Annotated in this window: 22 protein-coding genes; 11 read left to right on the plus strand and 11 right to left on the minus strand. The window is 54.5% G+C overall.

Annotated features, from left to right (window positions below):
- Positions 1-126 precede the first annotated feature (126 nt).
- The 4 genes from potA to potD are packed head-to-tail and all read left to right on the plus strand — an operon-like array spanning position 127 to position 3990.
- Positions 127-1263, plus strand: coding sequence for a spermidine/putrescine ABC transporter ATP-binding protein PotA (gene potA, locus HVX72_RS12245; RefSeq protein WP_181821457.1), 1137 nt, complete (start codon positions 127-129; stop codon positions 1261-1263).
- Entirely contained in the window at positions 1247-2104 is an 858-nt protein-coding gene (gene potB, locus HVX72_RS12250; protein ID WP_060569621.1) for a spermidine/putrescine ABC transporter permease PotB, read from the plus strand. The genes potA and potB overlap by 17 nt, the downstream gene beginning before the upstream one ends.
- Positions 2101-2892 (plus strand): spermidine/putrescine ABC transporter permease PotC, encoded by a 792-nt coding sequence (potC, locus tag HVX72_RS12255; protein WP_042287646.1) that lies wholly within the window; start codon positions 2101-2103, stop codon positions 2890-2892. The genes potB and potC overlap by 4 nt, the downstream gene beginning before the upstream one ends.
- Before the next feature lie 51 nt (positions 2893-2943).
- Complete coding sequence (potD, locus tag HVX72_RS12260) at positions 2944-3990, plus strand: spermidine/putrescine ABC transporter substrate-binding protein PotD (protein WP_042287648.1); 1047 nt, start codon at positions 2944-2946, stop codon at positions 3988-3990.
- Positions 3991-4032: 42 nt separating this feature from the next.
- Here the strand turns inward: potD and HVX72_RS12265 are convergent, their stop codons facing one another.
- The 6 genes from HVX72_RS12265 to HVX72_RS12290 are packed head-to-tail and all read right to left on the minus strand — an operon-like array spanning position 4033 to position 9983.
- Positions 4033-4662: a helix-turn-helix transcriptional regulator gene (locus HVX72_RS12265; protein ID WP_181821458.1), complete on the minus strand. Its 630-nt coding sequence runs from the start codon at positions 4660-4662 to the stop codon at positions 4033-4035.
- An 18-nt stretch (positions 4663-4680) separates the two neighbouring features.
- Positions 4681-5196, minus strand: coding sequence for a fimbrial protein (locus tag HVX72_RS12270; protein ID WP_052406284.1), 516 nt, complete (start codon positions 5194-5196; stop codon positions 4681-4683).
- A 12-nt stretch (positions 5197-5208) separates the two neighbouring features.
- Positions 5209-6150 carry a fimbrial protein gene (locus HVX72_RS12275; RefSeq protein ID WP_181821459.1) on the minus strand — a complete coding sequence of 314 codons (942 nt, stop codon included), beginning with the start codon at positions 6148-6150 and terminating at the stop codon, positions 5209-5211.
- Between the two features lie 31 nt (positions 6151-6181).
- Positions 6182-8692: a fimbria/pilus outer membrane usher protein gene (locus HVX72_RS12280; protein ID WP_181821460.1), complete on the minus strand. Its 2511-nt coding sequence runs from the start codon at positions 8690-8692 to the stop codon at positions 6182-6184.
- Between the two features lie 29 nt (positions 8693-8721).
- Complete coding sequence (locus tag HVX72_RS12285; RefSeq protein ID WP_042287655.1) at positions 8722-9399, minus strand: fimbria/pilus periplasmic chaperone; 678 nt, start codon at positions 9397-9399, stop codon at positions 8722-8724.
- Positions 9400-9449: 50 nt separating this feature from the next.
- Positions 9450-9983 (minus strand): fimbrial protein, encoded by a 534-nt coding sequence (locus HVX72_RS12290; protein WP_167333856.1) that lies wholly within the window; start codon positions 9981-9983, stop codon positions 9450-9452.
- 346 nt (positions 9984-10329) lie between these two features.
- On the opposite strand from HVX72_RS12290, the gene HVX72_RS12295 reads away from it, so the two are divergent.
- Together HVX72_RS12295 and HVX72_RS12300 are read left to right on the plus strand one after the other, a co-directional pair.
- Positions 10330-10992: a winged helix-turn-helix transcriptional regulator gene (locus tag HVX72_RS12295; RefSeq protein ID WP_181823272.1), complete on the plus strand. Its 663-nt coding sequence runs from the start codon at positions 10330-10332 to the stop codon at positions 10990-10992.
- Between the two features lie 76 nt (positions 10993-11068).
- A complete protein-coding gene (locus tag HVX72_RS12300) occupies positions 11069-11701 on the plus strand; it encodes a winged helix-turn-helix transcriptional regulator (protein WP_060569617.1) in 633 nt (210 codons plus the stop codon).
- On the opposite strand, the gene dhaR is transcribed toward HVX72_RS12300, so the two are convergent.
- Positions 11698-13608, minus strand: coding sequence for a dihydroxyacetone kinase operon transcriptional regulator DhaR (gene dhaR, locus HVX72_RS12305; protein WP_181821461.1), 1911 nt, complete (start codon positions 13606-13608; stop codon positions 11698-11700). The two genes, HVX72_RS12300 and dhaR, sit on opposite strands and share 4 nt — an antisense overlap.
- 221 nt (positions 13609-13829) lie before the next feature.
- Here dhaR and dhaK point away from each other — a divergent pair, with 221 nt between their 5' ends.
- From dhaK to dhaM, 3 genes are read left to right on the plus strand one after another with little or no spacing between them, the layout of a single operon-like run.
- Entirely contained in the window at positions 13830-14900 is a 1071-nt protein-coding gene (gene dhaK / locus HVX72_RS12310; protein WP_181821462.1) for a dihydroxyacetone kinase subunit DhaK, read from the plus strand.
- Between the two features lie 10 nt (positions 14901-14910).
- A complete protein-coding gene (gene dhaL / locus HVX72_RS12315; RefSeq protein ID WP_042287666.1) occupies positions 14911-15543 on the plus strand; it encodes a dihydroxyacetone kinase subunit DhaL in 633 nt (210 codons plus the stop codon).
- Positions 15544-15553: 10 nt separating this feature from the next.
- Positions 15554-16969: a dihydroxyacetone kinase phosphoryl donor subunit DhaM gene (gene dhaM / locus HVX72_RS12320; RefSeq protein ID WP_181821463.1), complete on the plus strand. Its 1416-nt coding sequence runs from the start codon at positions 15554-15556 to the stop codon at positions 16967-16969.
- Positions 16970-17026: 57 nt separating this feature from the next.
- Here dhaM and HVX72_RS12325 read toward each other — a convergent pair whose 3' ends face one another.
- Positions 17027-18382: a glycoside-pentoside-hexuronide (GPH):cation symporter gene (locus HVX72_RS12325; protein ID WP_181821464.1), complete on the minus strand. Its 1356-nt coding sequence runs from the start codon at positions 18380-18382 to the stop codon at positions 17027-17029.
- A gap of 324 nt (positions 18383-18706) precedes the next feature.
- On the opposite strand from HVX72_RS12325, the gene HVX72_RS12330 reads away from it, so the two are divergent.
- On the plus strand, positions 18707-20413 hold the full coding sequence (locus HVX72_RS12330) for an alpha,alpha-trehalase (protein ID WP_060569612.1): 1707 nt from the start codon (positions 18707-18709) through the stop codon (positions 20411-20413).
- Between the two features lie 48 nt (positions 20414-20461).
- On the opposite strand, the gene HVX72_RS12335 is transcribed toward HVX72_RS12330, so the two are convergent.
- From HVX72_RS12335 to emtA, 3 genes are all read right to left on the minus strand, one after another.
- Positions 20462-22573 (minus strand): TonB-dependent siderophore receptor, encoded by a 2112-nt coding sequence (locus tag HVX72_RS12335; protein ID WP_249418880.1) that lies wholly within the window; start codon positions 22571-22573, stop codon positions 20462-20464.
- 135 nt (positions 22574-22708) lie between these two features.
- Positions 22709-22963 carry a GlsB/YeaQ/YmgE family stress response membrane protein gene (locus tag HVX72_RS12340; protein ID WP_042287677.1) on the minus strand — a complete coding sequence of 85 codons (255 nt, stop codon included), beginning with the start codon at positions 22961-22963 and terminating at the stop codon, positions 22709-22711.
- Positions 22964-23151: 188 nt separating this feature from the next.
- Positions 23152-23763 (minus strand): membrane-bound lytic murein transglycosylase EmtA, encoded by a 612-nt coding sequence (gene emtA, locus HVX72_RS12345; RefSeq protein ID WP_042287680.1) that lies wholly within the window; start codon positions 23761-23763, stop codon positions 23152-23154.
- Positions 23764-23910: 147 nt separating this feature from the next.
- Here emtA and ldcA point away from each other — a divergent pair, with 147 nt between their 5' ends.
- A complete protein-coding gene (ldcA, locus tag HVX72_RS12350; RefSeq protein ID WP_042287682.1) occupies positions 23911-24825 on the plus strand; it encodes a muramoyltetrapeptide carboxypeptidase in 915 nt (304 codons plus the stop codon).
- Positions 24826-24903: the final 78 nt, after the last annotated feature.

Below are 24903 nucleotides of genomic sequence, written 5' to 3' on the forward strand. Positions count from 1 at the left end.
GACCCCTACTGACTATAACAAGGATTGGCGATTACAGTGGTTTGCCGTAGAATGACCGCCCTCTTTAAGAGTCACCAAGGTGGTCAACCACAAACCCCGTATCGGTCAGCCATCCGATACGTCTACATGGGACAGAGAAAAAAATTGAATAAACAACCGCGTTCGCTTTCACCGCTGGTTCTTTTATCAGGTATCAGCAAAAGCTTCGATGGCAAAGAGGTCATTTCCCAGTTGGATCTGACTATCAATAATGGCGAGTTCCTCACGCTGCTGGGTCCTTCAGGCTGCGGTAAAACAACCGTGCTTCGCCTGATAGCCGGTCTGGAAACCGTGGATTCCGGTCAGATTATGCTGGATAACCAGGACATCACCCACGTTCCGGCAGAAAACCGCTACGTAAACACCGTTTTCCAGAGCTATGCGTTATTCCCCCACATGACCGTTTTTGAAAATGTGGCCTTTGGGTTACGTATGCAAAAAACCCCGGCGGCGGAAATTGCCCCGCGCGTAACTGAAGCGCTGCGGATGGTGCAACTGGAAGAGTTCGCACAGCGCAAACCGCATCAGCTTTCCGGCGGTCAGCAGCAGCGCGTGGCCATCGCCCGGGCAGTCGTCAATAAACCGCGTCTTTTGCTGTTGGATGAGTCCCTCTCGGCGCTGGACTATAAACTGCGAAAGCAGATGCAGAACGAACTGAAAGCCTTGCAGCGTAAGCTCGGCATCACGTTCGTCTTCGTCACCCACGACCAGGAAGAAGCGCTCACCATGTCCGACCGCATTGTGGTCATGCGCGACGGACGCATTGAGCAGGACGGCACGCCGCGTGAAATTTACGAAGAGCCAAAAAACCTGTTCGTTGCCGGATTCATTGGCGAAATTAATATGTTCAATGCGACGGTCATTGAACGGTTAGACGAACAGCGGGTACGCGCGAACGTTGAAGGCCGCGAGTGCAATATCTACGTGAATTTTGCCGTTGAGCCAAGGCAACAACTGCACGTTCTCCTGCGCCCGGAAGATTTGCGCGTGGAAGAAATTAACGACGATTCGCCTGGCGAAGGGCTTATCGGCTACGTGCGCGAGCGCAACTACAAGGGGATGACCCTTGAGTCGGTTGTCGAACTGGAAAATGGTAAGATGGTGATGGTCAGTGAATTCTTCAATGAAGACGATCCCGACTTTGACCACTCGCTCGACCAGAAAATGGCCGTTAACTGGGTAGAAAGCTGGGAGGTCGTACTGGCTGATGAAGAACACAAGTAAATTCCAGAATGTGGTGATTATCACTATCGTCGGTTGGCTTGTGTTGTTTGTCTTTCTGCCCAACCTGATGATCATTGGCACCAGCTTTTTGACCCGTGACGATGCAAATTTCGTCAAAATGGTCTTTACGTTGGACAACTACACGCGTCTGCTCGATCCGCTCTATTTCGACGTGCTGCTGCACTCGCTGAATATGGCGCTGATTGCCACCCTCGCCTGTCTGGCGCTGGGTTATCCGTTTGCCTGGTTTCTGGCGAAACTGCCGCAAAAAGTGCGTCCGCTGCTGCTGTTTCTGCTGATCGTCCCCTTCTGGACTAACTCGCTGATCCGCATTTACGGGCTGAAAATTTTCCTTAGCACCAAAGGCTACCTTAACGAGTTTCTGCTGTGGCTGGGAGTCATCGACACGCCTATTCGCATTATGTTTACGCCGGGGGCGGTGATTATCGGTCTGGTCTATATCCTGCTGCCATTTATGGTCATGCCGCTTTATTCCAGCATCGAAAAGCTCGATAAACCGCTGCTGGAAGCGGCGAAAGATCTCGGCGCCAGCAAGCTGCAAACCTTTATCCGCATTATCATTCCGCTGACCATGCCTGGCATTATCGCGGGCTGTCTGCTGGTGATGCTGCCGGCGATGGGACTGTTTTACGTCTCCGATCTGATGGGCGGCGCGAAAAACCTGCTGATCGGTAACGTGATTAAGGTACAGTTCCTGAACATCCGCGACTGGCCGTTCGGCGCAGCGACCAGCATTACGCTGACCATCGTGATGGGCCTGATGCTGCTGGTTTACTGGCGCGCGTCGCGACTGCTGAATAAGAAGGTGGAACTCGAATGATCGGTCGACTGCTCCGCGGCGGTTTTATGACCGCTATCTACGCGTACCTGTATATTCCCATCATTATTTTGATTGTGAATTCCTTTAACAGCTCGCGATTCGGCATTAACTGGCAGGGATTTACCACAAAATGGTATGGCCTGTTGATGAATAATGACAGCCTGCTGCAGGCCGCTCAGCACTCGCTGACGATGGCGATCTTTTCGGCTACTTTCGCCACGCTGATCGGTTCGCTGACCGCGGTAGCGCTGTATCGTTACCGTTTTCGCGGGAAACCGTTCGTCAGCGGTATGCTGTTTGTGGTGATGATGTCGCCGGATATCGTGATGGCGATTTCGCTGCTGGTCCTGTTTATGCTGCTTGGCATCCAGCTCGGCTTCTGGTCGCTGCTGTTCTCGCATATCACGTTCTGTCTGCCTTTCGTGGTGGTGACGGTCTACTCGCGTCTGAAAGGATTTGACGTGCGAATGCTGGAAGCGGCAAAAGATCTGGGCGCCAGCGAACTGACTATTCTGCGTAAAATCATCCTGCCGCTGGCAATGCCGGCGGTGGCGGCAGGCTGGCTACTGAGCTTTACGCTGTCGATGGACGATGTGGTGGTCTCGTCGTTCGTCACCGGACCGGGTTATGAAATTCTGCCATTGAAAATATACTCCATGGTGAAAGTCGGCGTCTCACCGGAGGTGAATGCGCTGGCGACAATCCTGTTGGTGCTGTCGCTGGTGATGGTGATTGCCAGCCAGCTTATCGCTCGCGATAAAACGAAGAGCCTGTCTCGTCAGGCGTAAGTGTTGTTCAATCCGCCTGGAGAGTCAGGCGTTAATCTCAGGGGACGTTAAATGAAAAAATGGTCACGCCACCTGCTCGCGGCAGGCGCTCTCGCTATCGGTATGAGCGCCGCGCACGCGGACGACAGTAAAACGCTCTATTTCTACAACTGGACCGAGTATGTTCCGCCAGGTCTGCTGGAACAGTTCACCAAAGAGACCGGCATTAAGGTTATCTATTCGACCTATGAGTCGAATGAAACCATGTACGCCAAGCTCAAAACCTATAAAGAAGGCGCGTACGATCTGGTGGTTCCGTCCACCTATTACGTGGATAAAATGCGCAAAGAAGGCATGATCCAGAAGATCGACAAGTCGACGTTGACCAACTTCAGCAACCTTGACCCTGACATGCTGAACAAGCCATTTGACCCAAACAACGACTACTCCATTCCGTATATCTGGGGGGCGACGGCTATTGGCGTCAACAGCGACAGCATTGACCCGAAAACCGTCATCAGCTGGGCCGATTTGTGGAAACCGGAATACAAAGGCAGCCTTCTGTTGACCGACGATGCGCGAGAAGTGTTCCAGATGGCGCTGCGCAAGCTGGGTTATTCCGGCAACACCACCGATCCGAAAGAGATTGAAGCGGCGTACAACGAGCTGAAAAAACTGATGCCAAACGTGGCGGCTTTTAATTCCGACAACCCGGCAAATCCGTACATGGAGGGTGAAGTCAACCTCGGGATGGTATGGAACGGTTCTGCGTTCGTGGCGCGCCAGGCGGGTACGCCGCTGGAAGTCGTCTGGCCGAAAGAAGGCGGTATCTTCTGGATGGACAGCCTCGCCATTCCGGCAAACGCGAAAAATAAAGAAGGCGCGCTTAAGCTGATCAATTTCCTGCTGCGCCCGGATGTGGCGAAAGAAGTGGCGGAAACCATCGGTTACCCGACGCCAAACCTGGCGGCGCGTAAGCTACTCAGCCCGGAAGTCGCCAATGACAAATCGCTCTACCCGGATGCGGAAACCGTCAGCAAAGGGGAATGGCAGAACGACGTAGGCGCGGCCAGCGCAATCTACGAAGAGTATTATCAGAAGCTGAAAGCAGGACGCTGATCCTGCCCTGCGCCGGGCGGCGACCTCCCCTGCCCGGCCAGATCATCGTCCTCCTTCTTCCCCGCCCCGGTGCGGATATTTTTCCTCCTTCGCCACCAGAAACTGCATCAGTTCACAGTCCGACCTGAGCCTGAATTTATGCATGAGCGCATGGCGATGGGCCAGTACGGTTTTCTGACCAATGTTCATCTGCGCGCCGATCTGCCGGGAAGTCAGGCCGGAGAGCAACAGGCGTATCAGATGCTGCTGCTTATCGGAAACGCGCTTATGGGAACAGCTGACGCAGGAGCGTTTAACGTCCTCATCTTTATCTTGCCGGGTTAACGGCCAGTGATGTGCTATCGTATTGCGCAGATGGTCAACCGTGGCGTTATGGGCCATCAACACAATTTGGTGCAGGCAATCCGGCAGTTCGCCGCGAGCGGGAACGTGACGCTGTTCGACAATGCCAATCATCAACCCGGCCTTACAATGTAATAATTCCGGATGGCACAGATAGGCCTCTCCCGGACGCAGAACAGCAACGAGAATATCCGCCGCCCTGATTTTATCTGGATGATAATCAGCAAAAATGACCGTCTGCTGTTCGTCTTCCTGCTGGAATATTTCCGCCAGCAGCGCGGTCAGCCCAAATTTATAAAAGCTATCATCACAGCGGATAATGATATTCATAAAGCGCCTGTCAACGTTTTACTGATAGGTCATTGAAACGGTCACGACAGCATTAACGGTGCCCGGCATGACATGTCCCTGCTGGCTCACGATGCGGGCGCGCAGTTGCCATGTATAACGCTGACTTTCCACCTGACCGCTAAGTGATTTTCCATCCCCAAGCGGCTGTCCATCGCGGCTCTGAAGCTGTACCGCCACCGGCGTCGCCGTTCCGACGTTTTGATATCGGTCCTGCGGTTGGTTTTGATCCGGACTGCCATTAAACATGACGGTAACCTGAGTAGTGCCAGCGGGACAGTTTTCCACACTCAAATCGAACGCCACCCATGGCGTGGTTGAGCCCGGGGTGTACATGGACGACGCGGTAACCGATTGATCGGCGGTAAGGTCGACCGTTTTCGTTACGCTGTCGCTGCTGATCTGACACGGCGCCGCTTTTACGTTGCCGGTGACGTACAGCGCCACCGGATCGCCAATGCTCCACGCCGGCGCAGAAAATAACATCGCTATTGCCAGTCCTTGTTTACCGGGCATTTTCATCACCTGCTATTGATACGTTACATTCAGCGTTGCCGTGGCATTCGCACTGCCCGGCTTAACAACAGCCCGGGTCTGGTAATAACGCGCCGTCAGGGGAAACGCTTCCTGCCCACCCGCCGATTGTTTCAGCAGGATGCGGTTGTTCAGCTGCAGCGGAATCGTGTTGTAAACCAGTTGCACCCCAACACCTTCCGCCGTGCCGGGCATCCCCTGCCCGTTGAGCGCCAGAACGCCGGAATCGCCGCTGACATCCGGGTTTGGCGTTCCGCTCAGTTCAATGTTGATATTGGTTGAAGGATCGCAATTCAATCCCAGGGTTTGCGTATCGCCGCGCGAGGGGATAAATCCTGGTCGGTCTGAAAATGCGCTGGCATTAATATCGCCGAGATTAAAATTAATCACCTGGCTGGAAAGCGAACAGGCTAATACCGTGACCTGACTTGCGGCGTCCAGCGAAATTTGCACAAAGTGATTATCCGGCGCGCCATACCAGCCCTGCGCAATTAATCCAGGGGTTAAGGGGCCAGAGGTGATGTTTCCGGTTTTATAAAAAATGACGTCATAATTACCGAGGTAATAGAGCGTCTTAATATTCGCGCCATAAGATGGCAGCATGAAATTACCGGCGTCGAACGACGTGCGCATCCCGACGCCGTCGAGGTTAGTGTTATACACTCCGCTCATGGACGCGGGCGTGGCGGATAAGTAATTAAACGTATAGCCGCCATTGCAACTCGCGACGCCAGTGGATGAAAACGACGCCAGTTCAACAAATCCGGAGACCCGGACGCGGGCAATTTCCGCGCCTGCGCCTGTATCACGCTGCACCAGAATATTGCCTGTCGACACGGTTCGAATCAGCGGCGCCGTTATTTCGCACACGTCGGCGGAACACAGACCGGAAAAGGCCAGGATTAACGCGCCGAATAAAAAATGAATTTGCCGCACGGTATTGTTCTCATTGCCGTAAGTGAAGTATTCAGCGACAAAGGCTGTTGGCGACGTTGACGCCGGAATACTGTTCTGTCACATCCAGCGAATAAGCGGCGCGACAGCGCTGTCGCGGGCCGTCTCCCCAGACGACATCCAGCGTGCCCTGCCGTTCCATTCCGCTGAGATAAACCTGTCCGTCATCGCCCACAATAAACCCCGGCCCCTTTGCGCCGCTAACGCTGGCAACCGAACCAAACGGCACCGGTAGCCCGTTATCACGGCGTAAATTCAGCAACAGGCGCTGCCCGACGCTGGCGATAAACTCAGCACGCACGACGGCGCCACGCGTCGGCACAACGTTTTTATTGGTCAACGCCAGTTCCACGTTGTCGGGAACGGTTAGCGTATCCAGTCCGATATCGTTTTTACGATACGGCGATACGTTACTGGCCAGGGTATAGCCGCGAAAATCGGTTTTGACGCCGCTCTGATTTTTCACCCCGACACCGCCCGCGCCCGGCGCTTTAATTAACACGTTAGTTTCTCCCAGCGGCTGGGACAGCGTAACGCCGTCAGCGTGCGCCAACACGCCGCCGGCCAGGGCATAGTTCACCCGCTGGCTCGCGCGGTCATAGCTGTAGCCGCCGCTCAGTTCCCCATAGGTTCCCTTATAATCGGCGTTCAGACTGCCGGTATAGCCCACGTCATCCGAACCGTATCCCTGCTGGATATTCCAGCTCAGGGCATTTCCTGCCAGCGCCATACCGCTGACTCCGATGCTTTGGGTCGTGCCGCCGCTGCGGCTGTGGTTCAGGCCAGAATGAGCCCAGGTATTTGCCATAAACGCCGTCAGCGGCATGCTGACGTTAAGGGCTATCTGGCGATCGCTCTCCGCATGACCGTGATTGCCTGACTGATTGTTTTGACTCTGCGTCCAGCTAATTCCGTAGCTGAGTTGTTTCCAGGTGTTGTTATAGCTGACACTCAGCGACTGCATGGGTTTACCTGAATGCCAGTAATCTTCCCGCACCGCAGTGAGCGACAGCGAACCTGCGCCTGCGCCAAGACTCTGGCTGACGTTAGCCTCCATGCGATTACGCCGCTTCTGCGACAGCACGTTACCGCCACCGTAGGTATCAAACACGTCCTGCATGGCGTAATAACCGCGTGTTGAGTAGCGATAACCCGCGATCGCGAAATTCGTTCCGGTCGCCACACTGTTTTTGCTGTAGCGAATGCGCCAGGACTGTCCCTGCGCCTTCCCGGCTTCATGTGGTCGGGCCCATGACTGAATCACATCGCCAGAAACCGCCCCTACGACACCGAGGTTTTTACCCACCCCCATCGCCATCGCGCGGTAGCGATCAGCAATCTGTATTCCCCCGTAAACGGTAAACGCGTGGGGTAAACCATACATCGCCGTCCCCTGGGAAAATGGAGCGCGCTCCACCCGGCTGTCGTAAGTACGGTAGCGGCCCGCGGTAAGCGAAAATTTGAAGCGTCCTTCACGCTGGAGCACCGGTAATGAGGCAAACGGCACGGTGAAATGCTGCTCGCTGCCGTCGGCTTCTTTCAGGGTCACCTCAAGATCGCCGGCCCCGCCAGTCGGGTACATATCGCTGATCTCAAACGCGCCGGGCGCGACGTAACCTTGATAAATCTGATAGCCGTTTTGCCGGATAATAATTTGCGCATGCGTACGGGCGATCCCCCGGACCACCGGCGCATAACCTTTCAGCGAATCCGGCAGCATGTCGTCATCTGACGCAAGCTGACCGCCGCGAAACGGAATGCTGTCAAAAACATCGGCGGGCGAGGCGCTGTCGCCCAGAACCACCTGCGCTTTCAAGGGAATAATGTTGCGCTGCAGATAGGTGTAAACCGTATCCCAGCGATCGTTGCCCTCGCTGTCGCGATTCCAGGTGGTGTAGTTACGCAGACGCCAGGGGCCGATATTCATGCCCGGTCGCAGATTGGCGTACTGACTGTTGCGGGTTAAGCCGGTATTTTTTTCCCGGCTATTGTCCCCGCTCAGGCTGTAATTCAGCATTGCCGCGGTTATCCCTTCGTCCCACAGTTCCGGCGCGACATAGCCCCGCGCGTGGGCGGAAAGCGCAACCTGTGGCATACTTAGCATCAGTTTCTGGGAGGAAAATGACAGTTCACTGGATGCCTGAGGGATCGCTGACAGCTCCGCACAGTCGCCTTTCGCCATTAACCCCGGATAGACGTCAGTTCTCACCCCGTAGCGCTGTAAAATAACGTCGCTCAGGCAGGGTTGAAGGTTTCCGTCATCATCCCTGACAAAGGCGACCTCCCGGGTCTCCCGGAGCTCTCCATTAAGGAGAATATCGACCCGATAGGTTCCTTCTGCCTGCTGACCCGTTTCAAAACCAGAAAGGTCAATTTCCCCGGATGCGCTTTGGGTTCGTTCAAGTAACGCCGGGTTGAAATAATCTCTTCCCTTCGCCTCATTCAGCACAGCTGAAATCATTAATGAGATAAACATCGCCAGTCGGATCGGGGGAAGGTGATTTCTGTAATTTGCTATCATCATTGACTTTATTCCCCGACAGCCATCCCTGGCTATATTGCAGCGCGATGCGCGTCGCCTGTCCCGCCATAATCGTTAATGATTTTAAAGGTGACGGCGCCGCCACTGACGCCGGACGGCAGCGCGAAACGGGCGGTACTTTCCGGCGCAACGAATGTCACATCGTTCACTTTTTTACCTGCCACGGTAATTTCATTAAAATTAATAAAGTATGCGGAAGGATTTTTTACCTGAATAAACTTTCCGTCCAGCCGCCAGATTAATTTCTCTGCCTGCGCTTCCGGCGTCGACTGACGCAGTTGACCGGGACGATAAATGAGCTTTATTCGTGTCTTTACGGCGATTTGCAACGTATTGTCCTTTCGCGCTGCCGACGGGATTGACTTAATGTTCAACCAGAACAACGATTCTTTATTTTCCGGCAAATTTCCGCTGCGGATAATTCGCATTACGTTTTGCTGACCGTTATCCAGGCGATAAAGCGGCGGCGTTATAATAAACGGGGCTTTTGTTCGAGCCGCATCCGGTAATTCAATCCACGATTGAATTAAATACGGGATCGTATCGGGATTACTGACGCTAAGAGAGGCCTCTTTTTTTTCACCATCATAAATAACGCGCGTACCGCCAACGGAAACGCCAGCGTGTGTCATCGAAATACCCATCGCGAAAAACACGGGGAACAGGACGCAACAACGTAATGCATTCATACTAAACCTCTGAAAGGGCCAAATACTGGCCCTTAAACGGCGCAGGTAAATCAGTTATAGTTAACGGTAAAATTGGCGACAGCGTTAGCCGGCCCCGCCATCACCGTGGCGCTGGTGGCGACATAAGCCGCGTAAAAATCCAGATGATTATCCGCGGTACTGGATAACGGATACGAATAGCCGTTCACCTCGTTCAGCCCAAGGTTGCTTTTATCCGCTGTTTTCAGTCGAATCGCCACGCCACTCGCCGCCCCCGGATCCGGGTTTATCGCCAGTAAACTGTTGTCAAACGCATCGACTAAGCCATCAAACTTGACCTTTGCCGACGTCACGCTGACCGGACAATTGATCAATCTTAAGGTGAATTTCGTTGTCGATGCCTCATCGCCAACGCTGACAAAAGCCGTTTTGGAAACGCTGCCCATATCCACCATCAGGGTATTATTGGAACCAATATCCACGGTACATGCGGTATCGAGAATTTGTCCCATAAAATTAACCGTGCCGTCATAGGCGATGGCATTTGAAATAGTCAAAAGACCTGCGACGGATAACGCCATCACTACGCTATTTTTTTTCATCATTGCTATCCTTAACTTTTGTTTATTTATAATCCGGTTAATTTACCGGTGCGAAAACCGCCTCTTTAGCGAGAACATTTCCGCTATGTCTTTGAAAAATGCCAGGCCATAAGTCAAAACCACGTTATCGTGTTACACGTCATTCCGCTTTCTGCAAGCAGCAACCAAATACGTTGTCATATTGCTTAATGATGATTTTCATATAGCTGCATATATTCGCTCAAGTGATTTTTTGGTGTAATTTTACACTTTATTCCAGATTCACTTATTAATTTGCACTCCCCATAATTACTAAATCAAGCAGTAAGTTACGTTATTCCAATTATGATAATGCCATGGGAGAGCAATGATGCCTGCACGCAAAATAGCTACTGAATCAATTGCATATAAAGACCTGCCGATAAAACCGGTAAAACACATTGAGCGGATAATAGATAAACTTCTGCCGCACGCTAACATATATGAAACAAACCCAAGACAAATAATTAACTATAAAAACAATAACTCCCATCAATGCCTACTCCTGCTGAAAGGAACTATTTCAATATTCAGAACGCGGGATAGCTTTATGTTTAATTCCGAAGTCGCGCCGTTTGTCTTTGGCTTAAGTAATCAACTCTGTGATGCCAGTTATCTTTTTATGCGCAGTGAGGAGTGTTCGCGGGTGGCGGTATTACCCCTGACAAAAGTCAATGAGGTCATTACGAAAGAGAATCTGTGGGAAAGCCTGGCGTCGCTGTTGGTTTACACCGCAGGACGGGTTTACGATCATTGTACGCGTATTACCGCGCCCAGTTCCTACGATATTATTCGCTCACAACTTTATGAGTTAATGAAGGAATCTGTTGAGTTCCGCCGCAACATTACCGCGGCGAACTACATTCAGAGCCGAACCTTTTTGTCACGCAGCAGCATTATGAAAATTCTTGCCGACCTTAAAAAAGGTGGCTATATCATCACGGAACGTGGCGTACTTCTCCAGATACAGCAAAATATTCCCCTGAAATATTAGCCGTAGACTATGCTCGTCAAAGTAAGAACCTGATACCGCAGGTTCTCAAAGCGTTAATCATGACCGGACCGCCATCATGTCGCAGCAATCATCGTTTAATCTTCTCAAGCAGCCTTCCGTTTATGCCCCGGAACTGCTAAAGCAGTTGACGCAGGAGCAGGAATTTCGCTGCTATCCTAAAGGCAGTCGGTTTGTTTTTATTCGCGCGGGCGAGCACTGCTGTCAGTTTATCCGTAGCGGTGTGGTCAGCATTGAAAACCAGGAAAATCACCTGGCGCTCGGCATTGCATCCGCTCCTGTCTCGCTGGGTTTTACCAGCGCCTTATCCGAAAAGCTGCTGCTGCGTGCGCTGGAGCCGTGTGAGGTCGCCACCGTGCCCCTTGATACCGTCATGGCGCGCATTGAGGAGAAACAGCTCTGGGAAATCATGGCGAAGCATATGATCGTCGTGATGAATAAGCTGTTTATACAAAATGAGATGGCGACCGCGCCAACCGCCTATGATCTTCTTTGTAAGCAGTTGCTGGCGCTGAATCAGGAGCCGGACAGTATCCGGGAAAGCGTGGCCGCTTATCAGTTTATTCTCGACAGAACGCATATCTCACGCAGCAGCGTCATGAAAATTCTCTCGGCGCTGAAAAAAGGGGGCTATATCGAACTGAGCCAGGGCAAGCTGATCGCGATTAACCATCTGCCATCACGCTTCTAATCGTTATCGCGCAGCGATTTATACTGGCCGACGTCAATGCCATAGACCTTCATTTTTCGCCAAAGCGTCGTCCGGCCAATTTTTAACAGCGCGGACATCTCCTGTACCCGTCCGCCGGTGAGTCTGGCGGCGTGAATAATCGCCTCTTTCCCGGCATCCGCGAACGATAAGCTGGCAGACCGCCGCTCTTCCGCCAGAGGCGCATTTCGCCGTTCATTGAAGACATAGTCCGGCAGGTGGCTGAGGTGAATGCGCCCTTTTTCACTGCGCAGCGCCGTATTCTCAATGACGCTGTTCAGTTCAAAATCATTTCCCGGCCAGTCGCAGGCGACCAGTTGCGCCAGCACGTCATCGTCCATCCTGAGCCGCGTGGAAAAGCGTTTCTCAAGACGGCGTAACCGGTGATCGACCAGCGAAGGAATGCTGCTGCGACGCATCCGCAGCGGCGGAATAGTGATCTCAAAAGCATGTAGCGCATAGTAAAGCTGACGGCTGAAGCGGTTTTGTTCCACCAGCAGCGCCAGATCCGCCGTGGTGGCGGCGATAACCTTCACATCGACCGGCACTACGCGCCTGGCATCGAGACGGGTAATCACGCCCTGTTTGATGACCTGCAGCAGCGCCGACTGCAGTGCCGGGGCGAGATATTCGATTTTTTCCAGATACAGCGTTCCACCGTTCGCCAGTTCCAGCCGACTCAGGCGTCCTTCGCCCTCCTCACCCGCCGTCGTTGACGCAAAATCCAGTGCCCGTTCGGCATACAGTTGACAGTTTACCGCAATGTACGGCCCTTCCGCGCGCTCGCTGTCATTGTGGATCGCCTGGCTCAGCAACTCCTTACCCACGCCTTCCTCGCCGCGCAATAGTACCGGAAAAGCGCCGCGCGCCGCCTGGCGGCCAAAGTGGACGAGCCGCTGGGTTTGCGGATCGTTCTGCGCCATTTGCGCGAAGGTAAAATTCACTTTGCCCAACTGACTGGTCATGAGCTGGCGCATTTTTTCCACCGGGTGCAACAATAAAATAAAGCCGGTGCCCTGTGCGTCCTGGATCGGTTTCAGGGTGATCACCGCATCCACAAACTGATGCTGGCTTTCGAACGTTGCCTCGACATGATGAAGTGGACGGTGTTGCCGGACGGCCCGCACCAGCACTGCGGGCAACGTGAATAACTCCGTCAGGTTTTTCCCCTGGGCTGCCGCTACGTCAAGGTGCAGCAACCGCGCCGCCCTTGCGTTGATAAACTGCACGTGGCCCTGGGCATTCCAGGTCATCACGCCATCGTCCATGCTTTCTAACAGACCATTCAGATGGTTAAGGTGACGGTTGGATTCCGCCAGCAGACTGTCGGTGAGCAGAGAATTAGCCACCTCCCGGGCTATCGCCAGCGTGAGCGGCAGATCGGATGAGGTATCGTCGCCCGCCCGGCAAACCAGCGCGATCGAACCGGTAAGACGTCCGTGATTATCAAAAACCGGCGTCGCGCAGACGCACCACGGGCGCAACGCGTGCCGGAAGTGATGGGAACCCCGGGTTTTTACCGGCTGCCCAAGCAGAGCGGCCAGAGACAGCGCACAGGTGCCAATAATGCTTTCCGCACAGTAGGTCCCCTCAACAAACCCAAGCGCCGCAAGCTGCTCAAGCGTCCCGGCATCGCCGCAGCAGCTCAACACGCAGGCGCTTTCATCAAGAATAAACAGCCCGCACCGACACGGCATCATGTACTCCCACGCATCTTCCAGCGCCGCCTGCCCCAGCGTCAGCAGCGCCGCTTTACGCCGGCAAATGGTGTCAAAGGTCAGCCCCTGCGCCCGATGCGGCCTCGACCAGAAATCAGGGCGCATAATACTGGCGCAGCGCAACCATGAAGCGCGCAGAAACGCAGGAATCTCGTCATCAGGTGAAGCCATTGCCGGTTATCTCCAGTCAGGGTGCGCTCGCTCGCATTTTTGCGTGTTTTCCGTCAAATGCGTTCCAGAATGAAACATTTCTGCTCAGTTTGGTTCCATTATGAAACATAACACCGATGAATTTTCTTTTTCGCGCGCTGGGGCACAATTGCGCTATCGGCAGCGCGCGGTCGCCGTGATGTTGAACACGTCCTGTCCCTGGAGATAACCCGGAGCAAAAAATGAAAAAGCTAATTAACCGTGTGGAAGACGTACTGAGTGAACAACTGGCGGGTCTGGCGAAAGCCTACCCTACGCTGACCCTGCATCAGGATCCGGTGTATGTCACCCGCGCGGATGCCCCCGTTCAGGGCAAAGTGGCGCTGCTGTCCGGCGGCGGAAGCGGACATGAGCCGATGCACTGTGGCTATATTGGGCGGGGAATGCTCTCCGGCGCCTGCCCCGGCGAAATATTCACCTCGCCGACGCCGGATAAAATGTTTGAGTGCGCCATGCAGATTGACGGCGGCGAAGGCGTGCTGCTGATTATTAAAAACTACACTGGCGATATCCTCAACTTTGAAACCGCCACCGAACTGCTCCACGACAGCGGCGTGAAGGTCACCACCGTTGTGGTTGACGACGACGTGGCGGTCAAAGACAGCCTGTATACCGCCGGACGTCGCGGCGTCGCCAATACGGTCCTGATAGAAAAGCTGGTCGGCGCGGCGGCAGAGCGCGGCGACTCGCTGGAAGCCTGCGCTGAGCTGGGCCGCAGACTGAATAATCACGGTCATTCGATTGGCGTCGCTCTTGCGGCCTGCACGGTTCCCGCCGCCGGTAAACCATCTTTCACCCTGAACGACAACGAAATGGAGTTCGGCGTGGGTATTCACGGTGAGCCAGGTATCGACCGTCGCGCCTTTTCCTCGCTGGATGAGACCGTGGATCAGATGTTCGATACGCTGCTGGAAAACGGTGCCTATAGCCGTACGCTGCGCCACTGGGATCCACAGCAGGGCGTCTGGCTGGAAGACAAACAAAGCAAGCAGCCTTTACAGCGCGGCGACCGGGTAATTGCGCTGGTCAATAATCTCGGCGCGACGCCGCTTTCGGAACTCTACGGCGTTTACAATCGCCTGGAAACGCGCTGCCAGGAGGCAGGAATGATTATCGAGCGCAATCTGATCGGCGCCTACTGCACGTCGCTCGATATGTCCGGCTTTTCCATCACCCTGTTGAAAGTGGACGACGACACCCTCGCATTATGGGACGCCCCGGTTCATACCCCGGCCCTGAACTGGGGAAACTAAGGAGAACGTTATGTCACTGACCAGAACGCAAATCGTCAACTGGCTCTATCGCTGCGGCGACATTTTCAACCAGCAAAGCGATTATCTCACCGGGCTGGATCGCGAAATAGGCGACGCCGACCACGGTCTGAATATGCATCGCGGTTTTAGCAAGGTGGTAGAAAAATTACCCGCTATTGCCGACAAAGATATCGGTTTTATTTTGAAAAATACCGGCATGACGCTGCTTTCCAGCGTCGGCGGCGCAAGCGGCCCGCTGTTTGGTACCTTTTTTATCCGCGCAGCCCAGGTGACGCAAGCCCATCAGAGTCTGTCGCTGGAAGAACTTTATCAGATGATGCGCGAAGGCGCAGATGGCGTCATCAGCCGGGGCAAAGCGGAACCGGGGGATAAAACAATGTGCGACGTTTGGCTGCCGGTAGTCGAGTCGTTGCGTCTGGCCTGCGAACAAAATCTGTCCATACCCGCCGCCCTGGACGCCGCCGCCGCGCAGGCGGAAGCCGCCGCGCAAAGTACGATTACGATGCAGGCACGCAAAGGGCGCGCCAGCTATCTGGGCGAGCGCAGCATTGGGCATCAGGATCCTGGCGCAACCTCGGTCATGTTTATTACCCAGATGCTGAGCGCAGCGGCAAAAGAGTAAGGACGGTGTGATGGTAAACCTGGTAATTGTTTCTCATAGCGCCCGGCTGGGTGAAGGGGTCGGCGAGTTAGCGCGGCAAATGTTAATGGGCGAAGATTGTAAGATTGCCATTGCCGCCGGGATCGACGATCCGCAAAACCCTATCGGTACCGACCCGATAAAAGTGATGGAGGCTATCGAGTCTGTTGCCGATGCCGACAACGTGCTGGTGATGATGGATATCGGCAGCGCGTTGCTGAGCGCGGAAACAGCGCTGGAACTGCTCGAACCGGCTGTTGCCGCGAAAGTTCGCCTGTGCGCCGCGCCGCTGGTGGAGGGTACGCTGGCGGCCACGGTGAGTGCTGCGGCAGGCGCGGATATCGATAAAGTCGTTGCTGATGCGATGAATGCGCTGGAGGCGAAACGTGAGCAGTTAGGTTTACCTTCCCCAGCCGCCCAGACGCAGGCCGCGCCCTCGCTTACGGACGGCGAAGCGAAGTCGGTTTCGGTGGTGGTAAAGAATCACAACGGGCTGCATGTCCGTCCGGCGTCGCGGCTGGTTTCGACGCTGTCCGGCTTTAACGCCGCCCTTCTGCTGGAAAAGAACGGCAAATGCGTGACCCCGGACAGCCTGAATCAGATTGCGTTGTTGCAGATACGTTGTAATGACACTATTCGTCTGTTAGCCCGTGGCGAGCAGGCGGATGACGCGCTGGCGGCGTTCAGCCAACTGGCGGCGGCAAATTTTGGCGAGTCGGCAGCAGCGCCGGCGATGCAGACTGCGACGGCGGCGGTAACGGGAAAAGCATACCGCTATGCGCCGACGCTGCCCCCCGTCGTTAAAAAGAGCGTATTGAGCGTCACGGCAGAACAGTCACGTCTGCGCAACGCGTTGGATCTCACCCTGCTGGATTTGATGTCACTGGTAACCCGCGTCGAGGCGAGCTGGCCGGGCGATCTGGCGGCGATCTTCTCTGGCCACCATATGCTGCTCGACGACCCGGAGCTGTTTACCCGCGCTTGTGAATTACTGCGAAGCGAGCACTGCACCGCAGAGTACGCATGGCAACAGGTATTAACGGAGATGAGCGCGCAGTATCGCCAGCTTGATGACGCTTATCTGCGGGCGCGCGATATCGACATTGACGATCTGTTGCAGCGTAGTCTGCGTCATCTGCAACAATGCCCGCTTACGTTGCCTGAGTTTACTGCTCCGGCGATTCTGGTGGCGGACGATCTCTGCCCTTCCACCGTGGTGGCGCTTGACCCTGCGGTGGTGAAAGGCATTTGTCTGCGTGGCGGAAGCCCGCTTGCGCACGGCGCGCTTATCGCTCGTGAAATGGGCATCGCCTGGGTTTGTCAGCAGGGCCATGCGCTGGATGCAGTACAAACCGGCGAGGCGCTGACGCTCGACGTCGCGGGGCAGCGTGTCTTACGACAGAAATGACCCTGCCGGTATCCGGTCCGCAGTGTTCAGTGGGCCGGATACACGCTTACCCTACCGTTAGCCCGCAAACTGACCTTTTTGCAGGTCCTGAACCACAGCATGCATTTTGTCGGCATTGAGCTGGTAAAACTTAATCGACACCGCGGTGAGTAAATAAAACAGCGCGGGCAGTAGCGTAAACAGCATTATCACGCCATCCACGGCGCCGTCCGGCTGGGTGTCGCTGTTGGTGGCGTAACCGTAAAACGCCAGTACCCAACCGATAATCGCACCACCAACCGCAACGCCAAGTTTGATGACAAAAATGTTCGCCGCGACGTTCATTCCGGTGATTCGCCGACGGGTTTTCCATTCACCGTAGTTATTAGCATCAGTGATCATCGACCATTGAATCGCGCCATTGCCGCCCTGAATAATCTGGATCGCCAGATGCGCCAGCAGCGGGACAATCCACCATTCTACCGGCAGGAAATAACAGGCTACGCCGAGCGCGGCGTTGAGAATATTGATCCAGAAAGAGAGCTTAATTTTGCAAAAGCGGGTGCCAAACGGTTTCGCCAGCACCGAACCAAGCATTGATGCAAACATCCCGCCAAGCATAAACCAGGTGATCACATCCGCACCTTTGTTCAGCACCGTGTTAACGTAATACACCACTGCGCCGCCGCGGATCACTACCGCCACCAGCATCATAAAGTTATAGACCGACAAAATACGCCACTGCTCGTTTTGAAAAAGGATTTTCACATCGCGGGCGATGTTCATATTCTCCTCTTTAATCGGCTGAACGCGTTCTTTGGTGGTCAGGAAGCAGATCAAAAACATAACGCAGCCAATCGCGCCAAACAGCGCCATCGCCAGTTGAATACCGCTCGCTCTGTCGCCCGGCGAGAGGTAATCCGCCACCGGCAGAATAAAGGCGGTGCCTAACGCGCCGCCAATCGGCGTAATGGCGAACCGCCAGGATTGCAGCGATAAATTCTCATTGGGATCGGCGGTTAATGCCGCGCCTAACGAGCAGTAAGGAATATTAATGGCGGTATACATTAATGTCATAAATATATAAGCCGCGACGGCATAGGCTATTTTACCGCTGTCGCTAAAATCTGGCGTGGAATAGACCAGTACGCAGCTCACGGCAAAAGGGATACAGATTGCCAGCAGCCACGGACGAAAGCGGCCCCAGCGCGTCGCGGTCGCATCGGCAATTGCGCCCATCACCGGATCGGTAATGGCGTCCAGCAGACGGACCAGCAAAAACATGGTCCCCATTACGGCGGGCGGTAGGCCATAAATATCGGTATAAAAATAGGCCAGAATGGCAACGGAAGAGTCAAAGACAATATGGCTTGCGGCGTCGCCCAGGCTATAACCTATTTTTTCTTTTATGGGTAATTGTTCCACTTCAGACATAATTTATCCTTAATAAAATAATAAAAGCAGCACACAACATCCCGGTGCGTGCATTTCTTCACAGATGCTTTTTTCGGTCTATTATGTTTTTTGATTCATTTCTTATGTTTTTTATCTTCTGTGATCGCTCTTCATAACCTGCGTGCGCTTCGGCTGTTGTTATTATTTTGGTGAATATATTTCCCGCCATTACGTCATACCCGGATAACAAAAATGTCTGTAGCTTCGCAAAATGCGGCTTCAACGACGCGCAGCAGGCGATCCTGAACTACGATTTTCTCATGATAAATGCCGTAATCCGGTACGCACTAAGGAGATTATTCAATGCTTACCCCTGCTGTTCGCCATACAGGCGCGCTATCCTGGGCCATTAAACTGGCGCTGACCGGCACCCTTCTCACCTTTGCCTCATTGTCGGCCAATGCAGAAGAACCGATGACCAACCCGCCGCAGCCGCCCGACATTTTGCTCGGTCCCCTGTTTAATGATGTGCAAAACGCAAAATTGTTTCCCGATCAGAAAACCTTTGCTGACGCCGTACCGAATAACGATCCGCTGACCATCCTTGCGGACTATCGGATGCAGAAAAACCAGTCCAGCTTTGACCTGCGCCACTTCGTCAACGTCAACTTCACCTTACCGAAAGAAGGGGAAAAATATGTCCCGCCAGCGGGGCAGTCGCTGCGCGAACATATTGACGGACTGTGGCCGGTACTGACCCGTTCAACCGAAAGCGCGGGTAAATGGGACTCCCTGCTGCCGCTGCCTGAACCTTATGTGGTGCCCGGCGGGCGCTTTCGCGAGATCTACTACTGGGACAGCTATTTCACCATGCTGGGGCTGGCCGAAAGCGGTCACTGGGACAAAATTGCCGATATGGTGGCGAACTTCGCCTGGGAAATTGACGCCTTCGGGCATATCCCGAACGGTAACCGCACCTATTATCTGAGCCGCTCGCAACCGCCCTTCTTTTCTTTGATGGTCGAATTACTGGCGCAGCATGAAGGCGATGACACGCTGAAAAAATATTTGCCGCAGTTACAAAAAGAGTACAGCTACTGGATGGAAGGCGTCGACACGTTACAGCCAGGCCAACAGCATAAGCGGGTGGTGAAACTGGATGACGGTGCCGTACTCAATCGCTACTGGGACGACCGGGATACGCCGCGCCCCGAATCCTGGGTGGAGGATATCGCCACCGCGAAAAGCAACCCCAATCGTCCGGCCACGGAAATCTACCGCGATCTGCGTTCGGCTGCGGCCTCTGGCTGGGATTTCAGCTCGCGCTGGATGGATGATCCGCAGCAGCTCGGTACGATTCGGACCACCAGCATTGTGCCCGTGGATCTCAACTCCCTGCTTTACAAGATGGAAAAAATCCTCGCCCGCGCGAGCAAAGCAGCAGGCGACGACGCACAGGCCAGTCATTATGATCGGTTAGCGAACGAACGTCAGAAAGCCATCGAACATTACCTGTGGAACGACAAAGAGGGCTGGTACGCCGACTACGATCTTAAGAGCAAACAGGTACGTAATCCGCTTACCGCCGCCGCGCTGTTCCCGCTGTACGTCAATGCCGCCGCGAAAGATCGCGCCCACAAAATGGCCGTCGCTACCCAGGCGCACCTGCTCCAGCCTGGCGGCCTTGCCACTACGTCGGTGAAAAGCGGTCAGCAATGGGATGCGCCAAACGGCTGGGCGCCGCTCCAGTGGGTCGCCACCGAAGGATTGCAGAACTACGGGCAGGAAAAAGTGGCGATGGAGGTGACCTGGCGTTTCCTGACTAATGTTCAGCACACCTACGATCGGGAACAGAAGTTGGTAGAGAAGTATGACGTCAGCAGCACTGGCACCGGCGGTGGCGGCGGTGAATATCCGCTGCAGGATGGGTTTGGCTGGACGAACGGCGTCACGCTGAAAATGCTCGACCTGATCTGTCCGCAGGAAAAACCCTGCGACAGCGTCCCCTCCACCCGGCCTGCCGTTCAGCCGACAAGCGCTGAAAACGCGCAAACACAAGCCACGCCGTAATCATGGCGCGAACCGGCCTGGGGCGCCAGGCCGGTTCGCAGATCTCTGTCAGAAACTGTAGCTGGCGCCAACCTGAACAGTCCGGTCGCGCCCGATCCAACAGTTGGTGCTGTCGTAGCAACTGAAGGTCTCTTTATTAGTGACATTCTGCGCGCTGGCCTTTAGCGTCACGCCGCTGAGCGAAGGTAGCGCTTCGCCCAGGCGGTAAGACATTGCCAGATCGTACTGCGTCGTGCCGCCCAGCTTCCCGGCTGTGTTATCCGGCGAAATCTCCATCGGTCCGGTGTAGCGCGCGCCAGCGCCCAGCGTGAGCCCGCGTAGCGCAGTGCTATCGAAGGTGTAATCGCCCCACAGCGTAAAGGCGTTTTCCGGTACCTGAGTGGGCCGTTTTCCTTCGTAGCTTTCATCTTTCGTATTAATCGCATGGGTGTAGGCGTAGTTGGCGATCAGCGTGACGTTGTCAGCAGGACGACTGATGAGGGACAGCTCAGCGCCTTTTGACTCAATTTCGCCAGTCTGGCGGTAATCCCATGTTGGCGTCGCCGAAAGGACATTTTTCTGACGAATAGTGAATACCGAAGCGGTAAAGGTGGTGGCATAGTCAGCCAGCAGATACTTCACCCCGCCCTCCACCTGTTTGCTGGTGGTCGGCTTCACGTCTTTGGTCGTCAGCGAGCCCTGCGGCGAAATCGGCCTGAAGCCTTCAGAATAGCTGATAAACGGGGATAGTCCGTTAGCAAAAGCGTACAGCGCGCCAATACGTTTGGTCACCCGATCCTGGGAGATCCACGTTTTCTCGCCGTTCTGCAGCGCGTCAGCGGTCGTCGAGCGATAGTCATCGTAGCGGATACTGGCCAGCAGGTTTACGCCGCCAAAGACGATCTGGTCCTGGAGATAGTAACCATTTTGTTGGTAAGAAAGACGATTTTTTTGCGCGGTGTACAGGCCGAGATCGTCAGTATGAATCTGGTGGAAATCCGGATGGCGCATGTCAATGCCCGGCGTGGCGCTGGCATAACGATAGAAATAATGGCTGTCGAGTTTCTGGTAGTCGAAACCGGCCAGCAGGTGATGCTGCCAGTCGCCCAACAGCACCGTTTTGGTTAACTGGTTATCAATGTTAACGCTCTTAAGATCTTCATCAGTGGTGTAGGCAAAGCGATCGAGCATCCAGACCGGGTTGACGCCATTGCCGGTGGCATAGACGCTGCGCTGGTGGGTATCGACGTCAAAATACCGCGCTTTCTGGCTGAATCCCCAGCCGCTCTCGAACGCATGTTCGAGATGGTAGCCCAGCATCCACTGACGTTGTTTGAAGCCGCTCCACTTATCGCCTGCAAAGTCCCGACGGTCGGCATAACCGGAGCGCAGATATGCGATAGGCAATGGATTCGACGGCGACAGCGACGGCGTATTTTGTACCAGCGCATCCAGCGTCAGACGCGTTCTGCCGTCCGGCTGCCAGCTCACGGAGGGTGCAAGCAGGTAATCTTCATAGCGCGTGGTATATGGCTGATCGTTCCCTTCCGTCGCTTTCCCGAGCAGGCGATAATTCCAGTCGCTGTCACGGATGTTTCCCGTTGCGTCCAGATACCCTTCTTTCAGGTTGCGCGTACCGGTCATAACACCCAACTCCGTTTTCTGCTCCGCCTGCGGCGTCTTGCCCTGAATATTCACCAGCCCGCCCGGCGAGCCGTTGCCGTACAGCACCGACGCGGGGCCTTTGAGAATATCGACATGTTCAATGAGCAGCGGATCGATGCGCGCTTTAGTGTTGCCCGTGACGTTATACGGCAACTGTAAGCCATTGTAGTACTCTTGATCGACGGTGAAACCGCGGATTTTGTACTCGCTCATGTAGGTCGTATTGCCGCGCATTTCCGTTGACACGCCCGGTGCGTAGCGCAATATCTCGTTAACCGACGTTGCATGGCGCAGCGTGATTTCTTTTTTATCGAGAGTATTAATCACCTGCGGCGTCTTACTTTCAGGCACTGCGGATTTGGTCGCGCTGTTGGTCCAGGCAGGCAGCAAGCTCTCCTGCCCCGACGCGGACACCACGATAGTGGCTTCGTCTGCCTCTGCGGCATAACAGGAAGTGGTCAGAGCCAGTGAGATACAGCCAGAGAGCGCGCGCAAGCGAAAGCGTGAAGGGGTTATCATCATGAGAATCGTTATAATATGAAATAGGAATAGCAATTATTCTCATTTTTATTTGCAAATCAACAACACTCTTTCTACGGTATATTTTTTCGCATAAAACAACGGCTCCCGCAGGAGCCGTTGTGCCGAAGGTTAGTCGCGCCGTACAAGCCGGAAAACACCCAGCACCACAACGGCGCCCACCACCGCGACGAGGAAACTGTGCAGATTAAAACCGCTGATGCTGCCGCCAATGCCGAACATGGTCGCCAGCCAGCCCCCCACTACCGCCCCCACAATACCGAGTATGCAGGTGAGAATAAACCCGCCGCCGTCGCGCCCCGGCATCAGCAGTTTGGCAATAACACCGGCAATCAGACCGAAAACAATCCAGGCAATGATCCCCATGTTGAGGCCCTCTGTTCAGTGAAACCACACGCAACACCTTCTTGCGCCCGTACGCTAAGTATAGGCAAGTCGTTGATCCACGCCGAACCGGGCAGTGCAATTATTCCTTGTGGTATAGATAAGGGTTGTCTTAGGTTCTACCGCGCCCTGCCGATAACCCGTCGAAATCCCGCAACCTGGGCACATAATTACATCGCGTCCAGCGCGCGTTGTAGCTTCCAGATATAGCGCGGCGCCTGCGGCGCGGGATGGTTATCGACGACATGCTCAAAAAATTCGTCCGCATCCAGATCGTTAATTTTTTCGATCGCCTTTTTACGGTCGGAGGAGAAGGTACGCAGCAGCGCACCCGCGCCGTTCGCATACGAAACCACCAGCGCGTACTGCATCACCTGCGGGTCTTCGATGCCTGCGAGCGGACCGTTTTCCAGAATGCTCAGGTAAGCGGCGCCCATCGAAATGTTACGCTCCGGGTTTTTCAGTTCGCTGGTGGAAGGCTCGCCGCTCCAGCCCATACGGCGGTACACATCGCGCCCGGAGGTGGACGCCTTAAGCTGCATTAGCCCGACGGCGTTGGATTTGCTTACCACACTGGGGTTGCCGCCGGATTCAATGGCGATAATCGCGGTAATCAGCTTCGGGCTGACACCCCAGGCTGCGCCGGCTTTCTCACTGATCGGCATCCACTGCATTGCCCGTTTTACCGGCACTTCCGGGTTCCACGGCGGATTTTTATAATCGGGTTTTGAACTACAGCCAGCAAGCAGCACAATCAAAAAAGCAAACCATCTCAATTTCACGTCATCTGTCCTTATGGCCGACGCATCGGGCGTTTATTCGGCGTCAATACAACAATGCAGGCCGGATAAGCCAGGCGTTATCCGGCAAAACGTTCTACTATAGGCGGCATGATATACATTAGGTTTCTGTTGTAGCAAGGAATTGCCATGTCCCGGTTTCACTTAATTGCCCCTTCGGGCTATTGCATTAATCAGCAAGCGGCTTCACTGGGTATTCAACGTCTGGAACAGGCTGGTCACCAGGTAGAAAATACCGCCGTGGTTGGACGACGTTATCAGCGTTTTGCCGGTACCGAAGCGGAGCGCCTGGCGGATATCACTGAACTGGTTAACCTGACGATGCCTGGTACTATCGTCATGCCGGTGCGCGGCGGGTACGGCGCGAGCCGTCTGCTGGCGCATATCGACTGGCAGGCGCTGGCCGCGCGTCAGCAGCAGGATCCGCTGCTCATATGCGGACACAGCGATTTTACGGCGATCCAGTGCGGTTTGCTGGCGTTGGGTAAGGTCATTACCTTCAGCGGTCCGATGCTGGCAGGCAATTTTGGCGCGCCGGAGCTGGACCGTTTTACGGAAGATCATTTCTGGCGGGCGCTACGTAACGCGGTGTATTCAGTGGCGTGGCGCAGCGAAGGCCCGGCGTGTCATACCGAAGGCACTCTCTGGGGCGGTAACCTGGCGATGCTGATTTCCCTCATCGGCACGCCGTGGATGCCGAAAATTGAAAACGGTATTCTGGTGCTGGAAGATATCAACGAGCACCCCTTCCGCGTTGAGCGTATGCTACTGCAACTCTTTGACGCGGGCATCCTCAACCGTCAGAACGCCATTGTGCTGGGTAGCTTTAGCGGTAGCGCGCCAAATGAGTATGACGCGGGATACGATCTCAACGCCGTCTATGCATTCTTACGCGAACGCCTCGCTATTCCGCTCATCACCGGGCTTGATTTTGGCCACGAACAACGCACCGTGACGCTGCCGCTGGGTGCGCATGCGGTTTTGCGTAATGACGCCAATGGCGCTCAGCTTACGCTGTCCGGTCATCCGGTGTTGAAATCTTAAAAAAAGCGCTGGCGAGGGCTAACTAATCCGCGGGAACGGTCGTTAATATGTTAGGCTTAATGAATAAAAAAGCATAAT

The sequence above is a fragment of the Citrobacter sp. RHB21-C05 genome, assembly GCF_013889015.1.
Lineage (GTDB): Bacteria > Pseudomonadota > Gammaproteobacteria > Enterobacterales > Enterobacteriaceae > Citrobacter_A > Citrobacter_A sedlakii.

Excerpts from the sequence above, each read along its gene's own strand:
- potA (WP_181821457.1), top strand. The coding sequence starts at position 127 with ATGGGACAGAGAAAAAAATTGAATAAACAACCGCGTTCGCTTTCACCG.
- potB (WP_060569621.1), top strand. The coding sequence starts at position 1,247 with ATGAAGAACACAAGTAAATTCCAGAATGTGGTGATTATCACTATCGTC.
- potC (WP_042287646.1), top strand. The coding sequence starts at position 2,101 with ATGATCGGTCGACTGCTCCGCGGCGGTTTTATGACCGCTATCTACGCG.
- potD (WP_042287648.1), top strand. The coding sequence starts at position 2,944 with ATGAAAAAATGGTCACGCCACCTGCTCGCGGCAGGCGCTCTCGCTATC.
- HVX72_RS12265 (WP_181821458.1), bottom strand. The coding sequence starts at position 4,662 with ATGAATATCATTATCCGCTGTGATGATAGCTTTTATAAATTTGGGCTG.
- HVX72_RS12270 (WP_052406284.1), bottom strand. The coding sequence starts at position 5,196 with ATGCCCGGTAAACAAGGACTGGCAATAGCGATGTTATTTTCTGCGCCG.
- HVX72_RS12280 (WP_181821460.1), bottom strand. The coding sequence starts at position 8,692 with ATGATGATAGCAAATTACAGAAATCACCTTCCCCCGATCCGACTGGCG.
- HVX72_RS12285 (WP_042287655.1), bottom strand. The coding sequence starts at position 9,399 with ATGAATGCATTACGTTGTTGCGTCCTGTTCCCCGTGTTTTTCGCGATG.
- HVX72_RS12290 (WP_167333856.1), bottom strand. The coding sequence starts at position 9,983 with ATGATGAAAAAAAATAGCGTAGTGATGGCGTTATCCGTCGCAGGTCTT.
- HVX72_RS12295 (WP_181823272.1), top strand. The coding sequence starts at position 10,330 with ATGCCTGCACGCAAAATAGCTACTGAATCAATTGCATATAAAGACCTG.
- HVX72_RS12300 (WP_060569617.1), top strand. The coding sequence starts at position 11,069 with ATGTCGCAGCAATCATCGTTTAATCTTCTCAAGCAGCCTTCCGTTTAT.
- dhaR (WP_181821461.1), bottom strand. The coding sequence starts at position 13,608 with ATGGCTTCACCTGATGACGAGATTCCTGCGTTTCTGCGCGCTTCATGG.
- dhaK (WP_181821462.1), top strand. The coding sequence starts at position 13,830 with ATGAAAAAGCTAATTAACCGTGTGGAAGACGTACTGAGTGAACAACTG.
- dhaL (WP_042287666.1), top strand. The coding sequence starts at position 14,911 with ATGTCACTGACCAGAACGCAAATCGTCAACTGGCTCTATCGCTGCGGC.
- dhaM (WP_181821463.1), top strand. The coding sequence starts at position 15,554 with ATGGTAAACCTGGTAATTGTTTCTCATAGCGCCCGGCTGGGTGAAGGG.
- HVX72_RS12325 (WP_181821464.1), bottom strand. The coding sequence starts at position 18,382 with ATGTCTGAAGTGGAACAATTACCCATAAAAGAAAAAATAGGTTATAGC.
- HVX72_RS12330 (WP_060569612.1), top strand. The coding sequence starts at position 18,707 with ATGCTTACCCCTGCTGTTCGCCATACAGGCGCGCTATCCTGGGCCATT.
- HVX72_RS12340 (WP_042287677.1), bottom strand. The coding sequence starts at position 22,963 with ATGGGGATCATTGCCTGGATTGTTTTCGGTCTGATTGCCGGTGTTATT.
- ldcA (WP_042287682.1), top strand. The coding sequence starts at position 23,911 with ATGTCCCGGTTTCACTTAATTGCCCCTTCGGGCTATTGCATTAATCAG.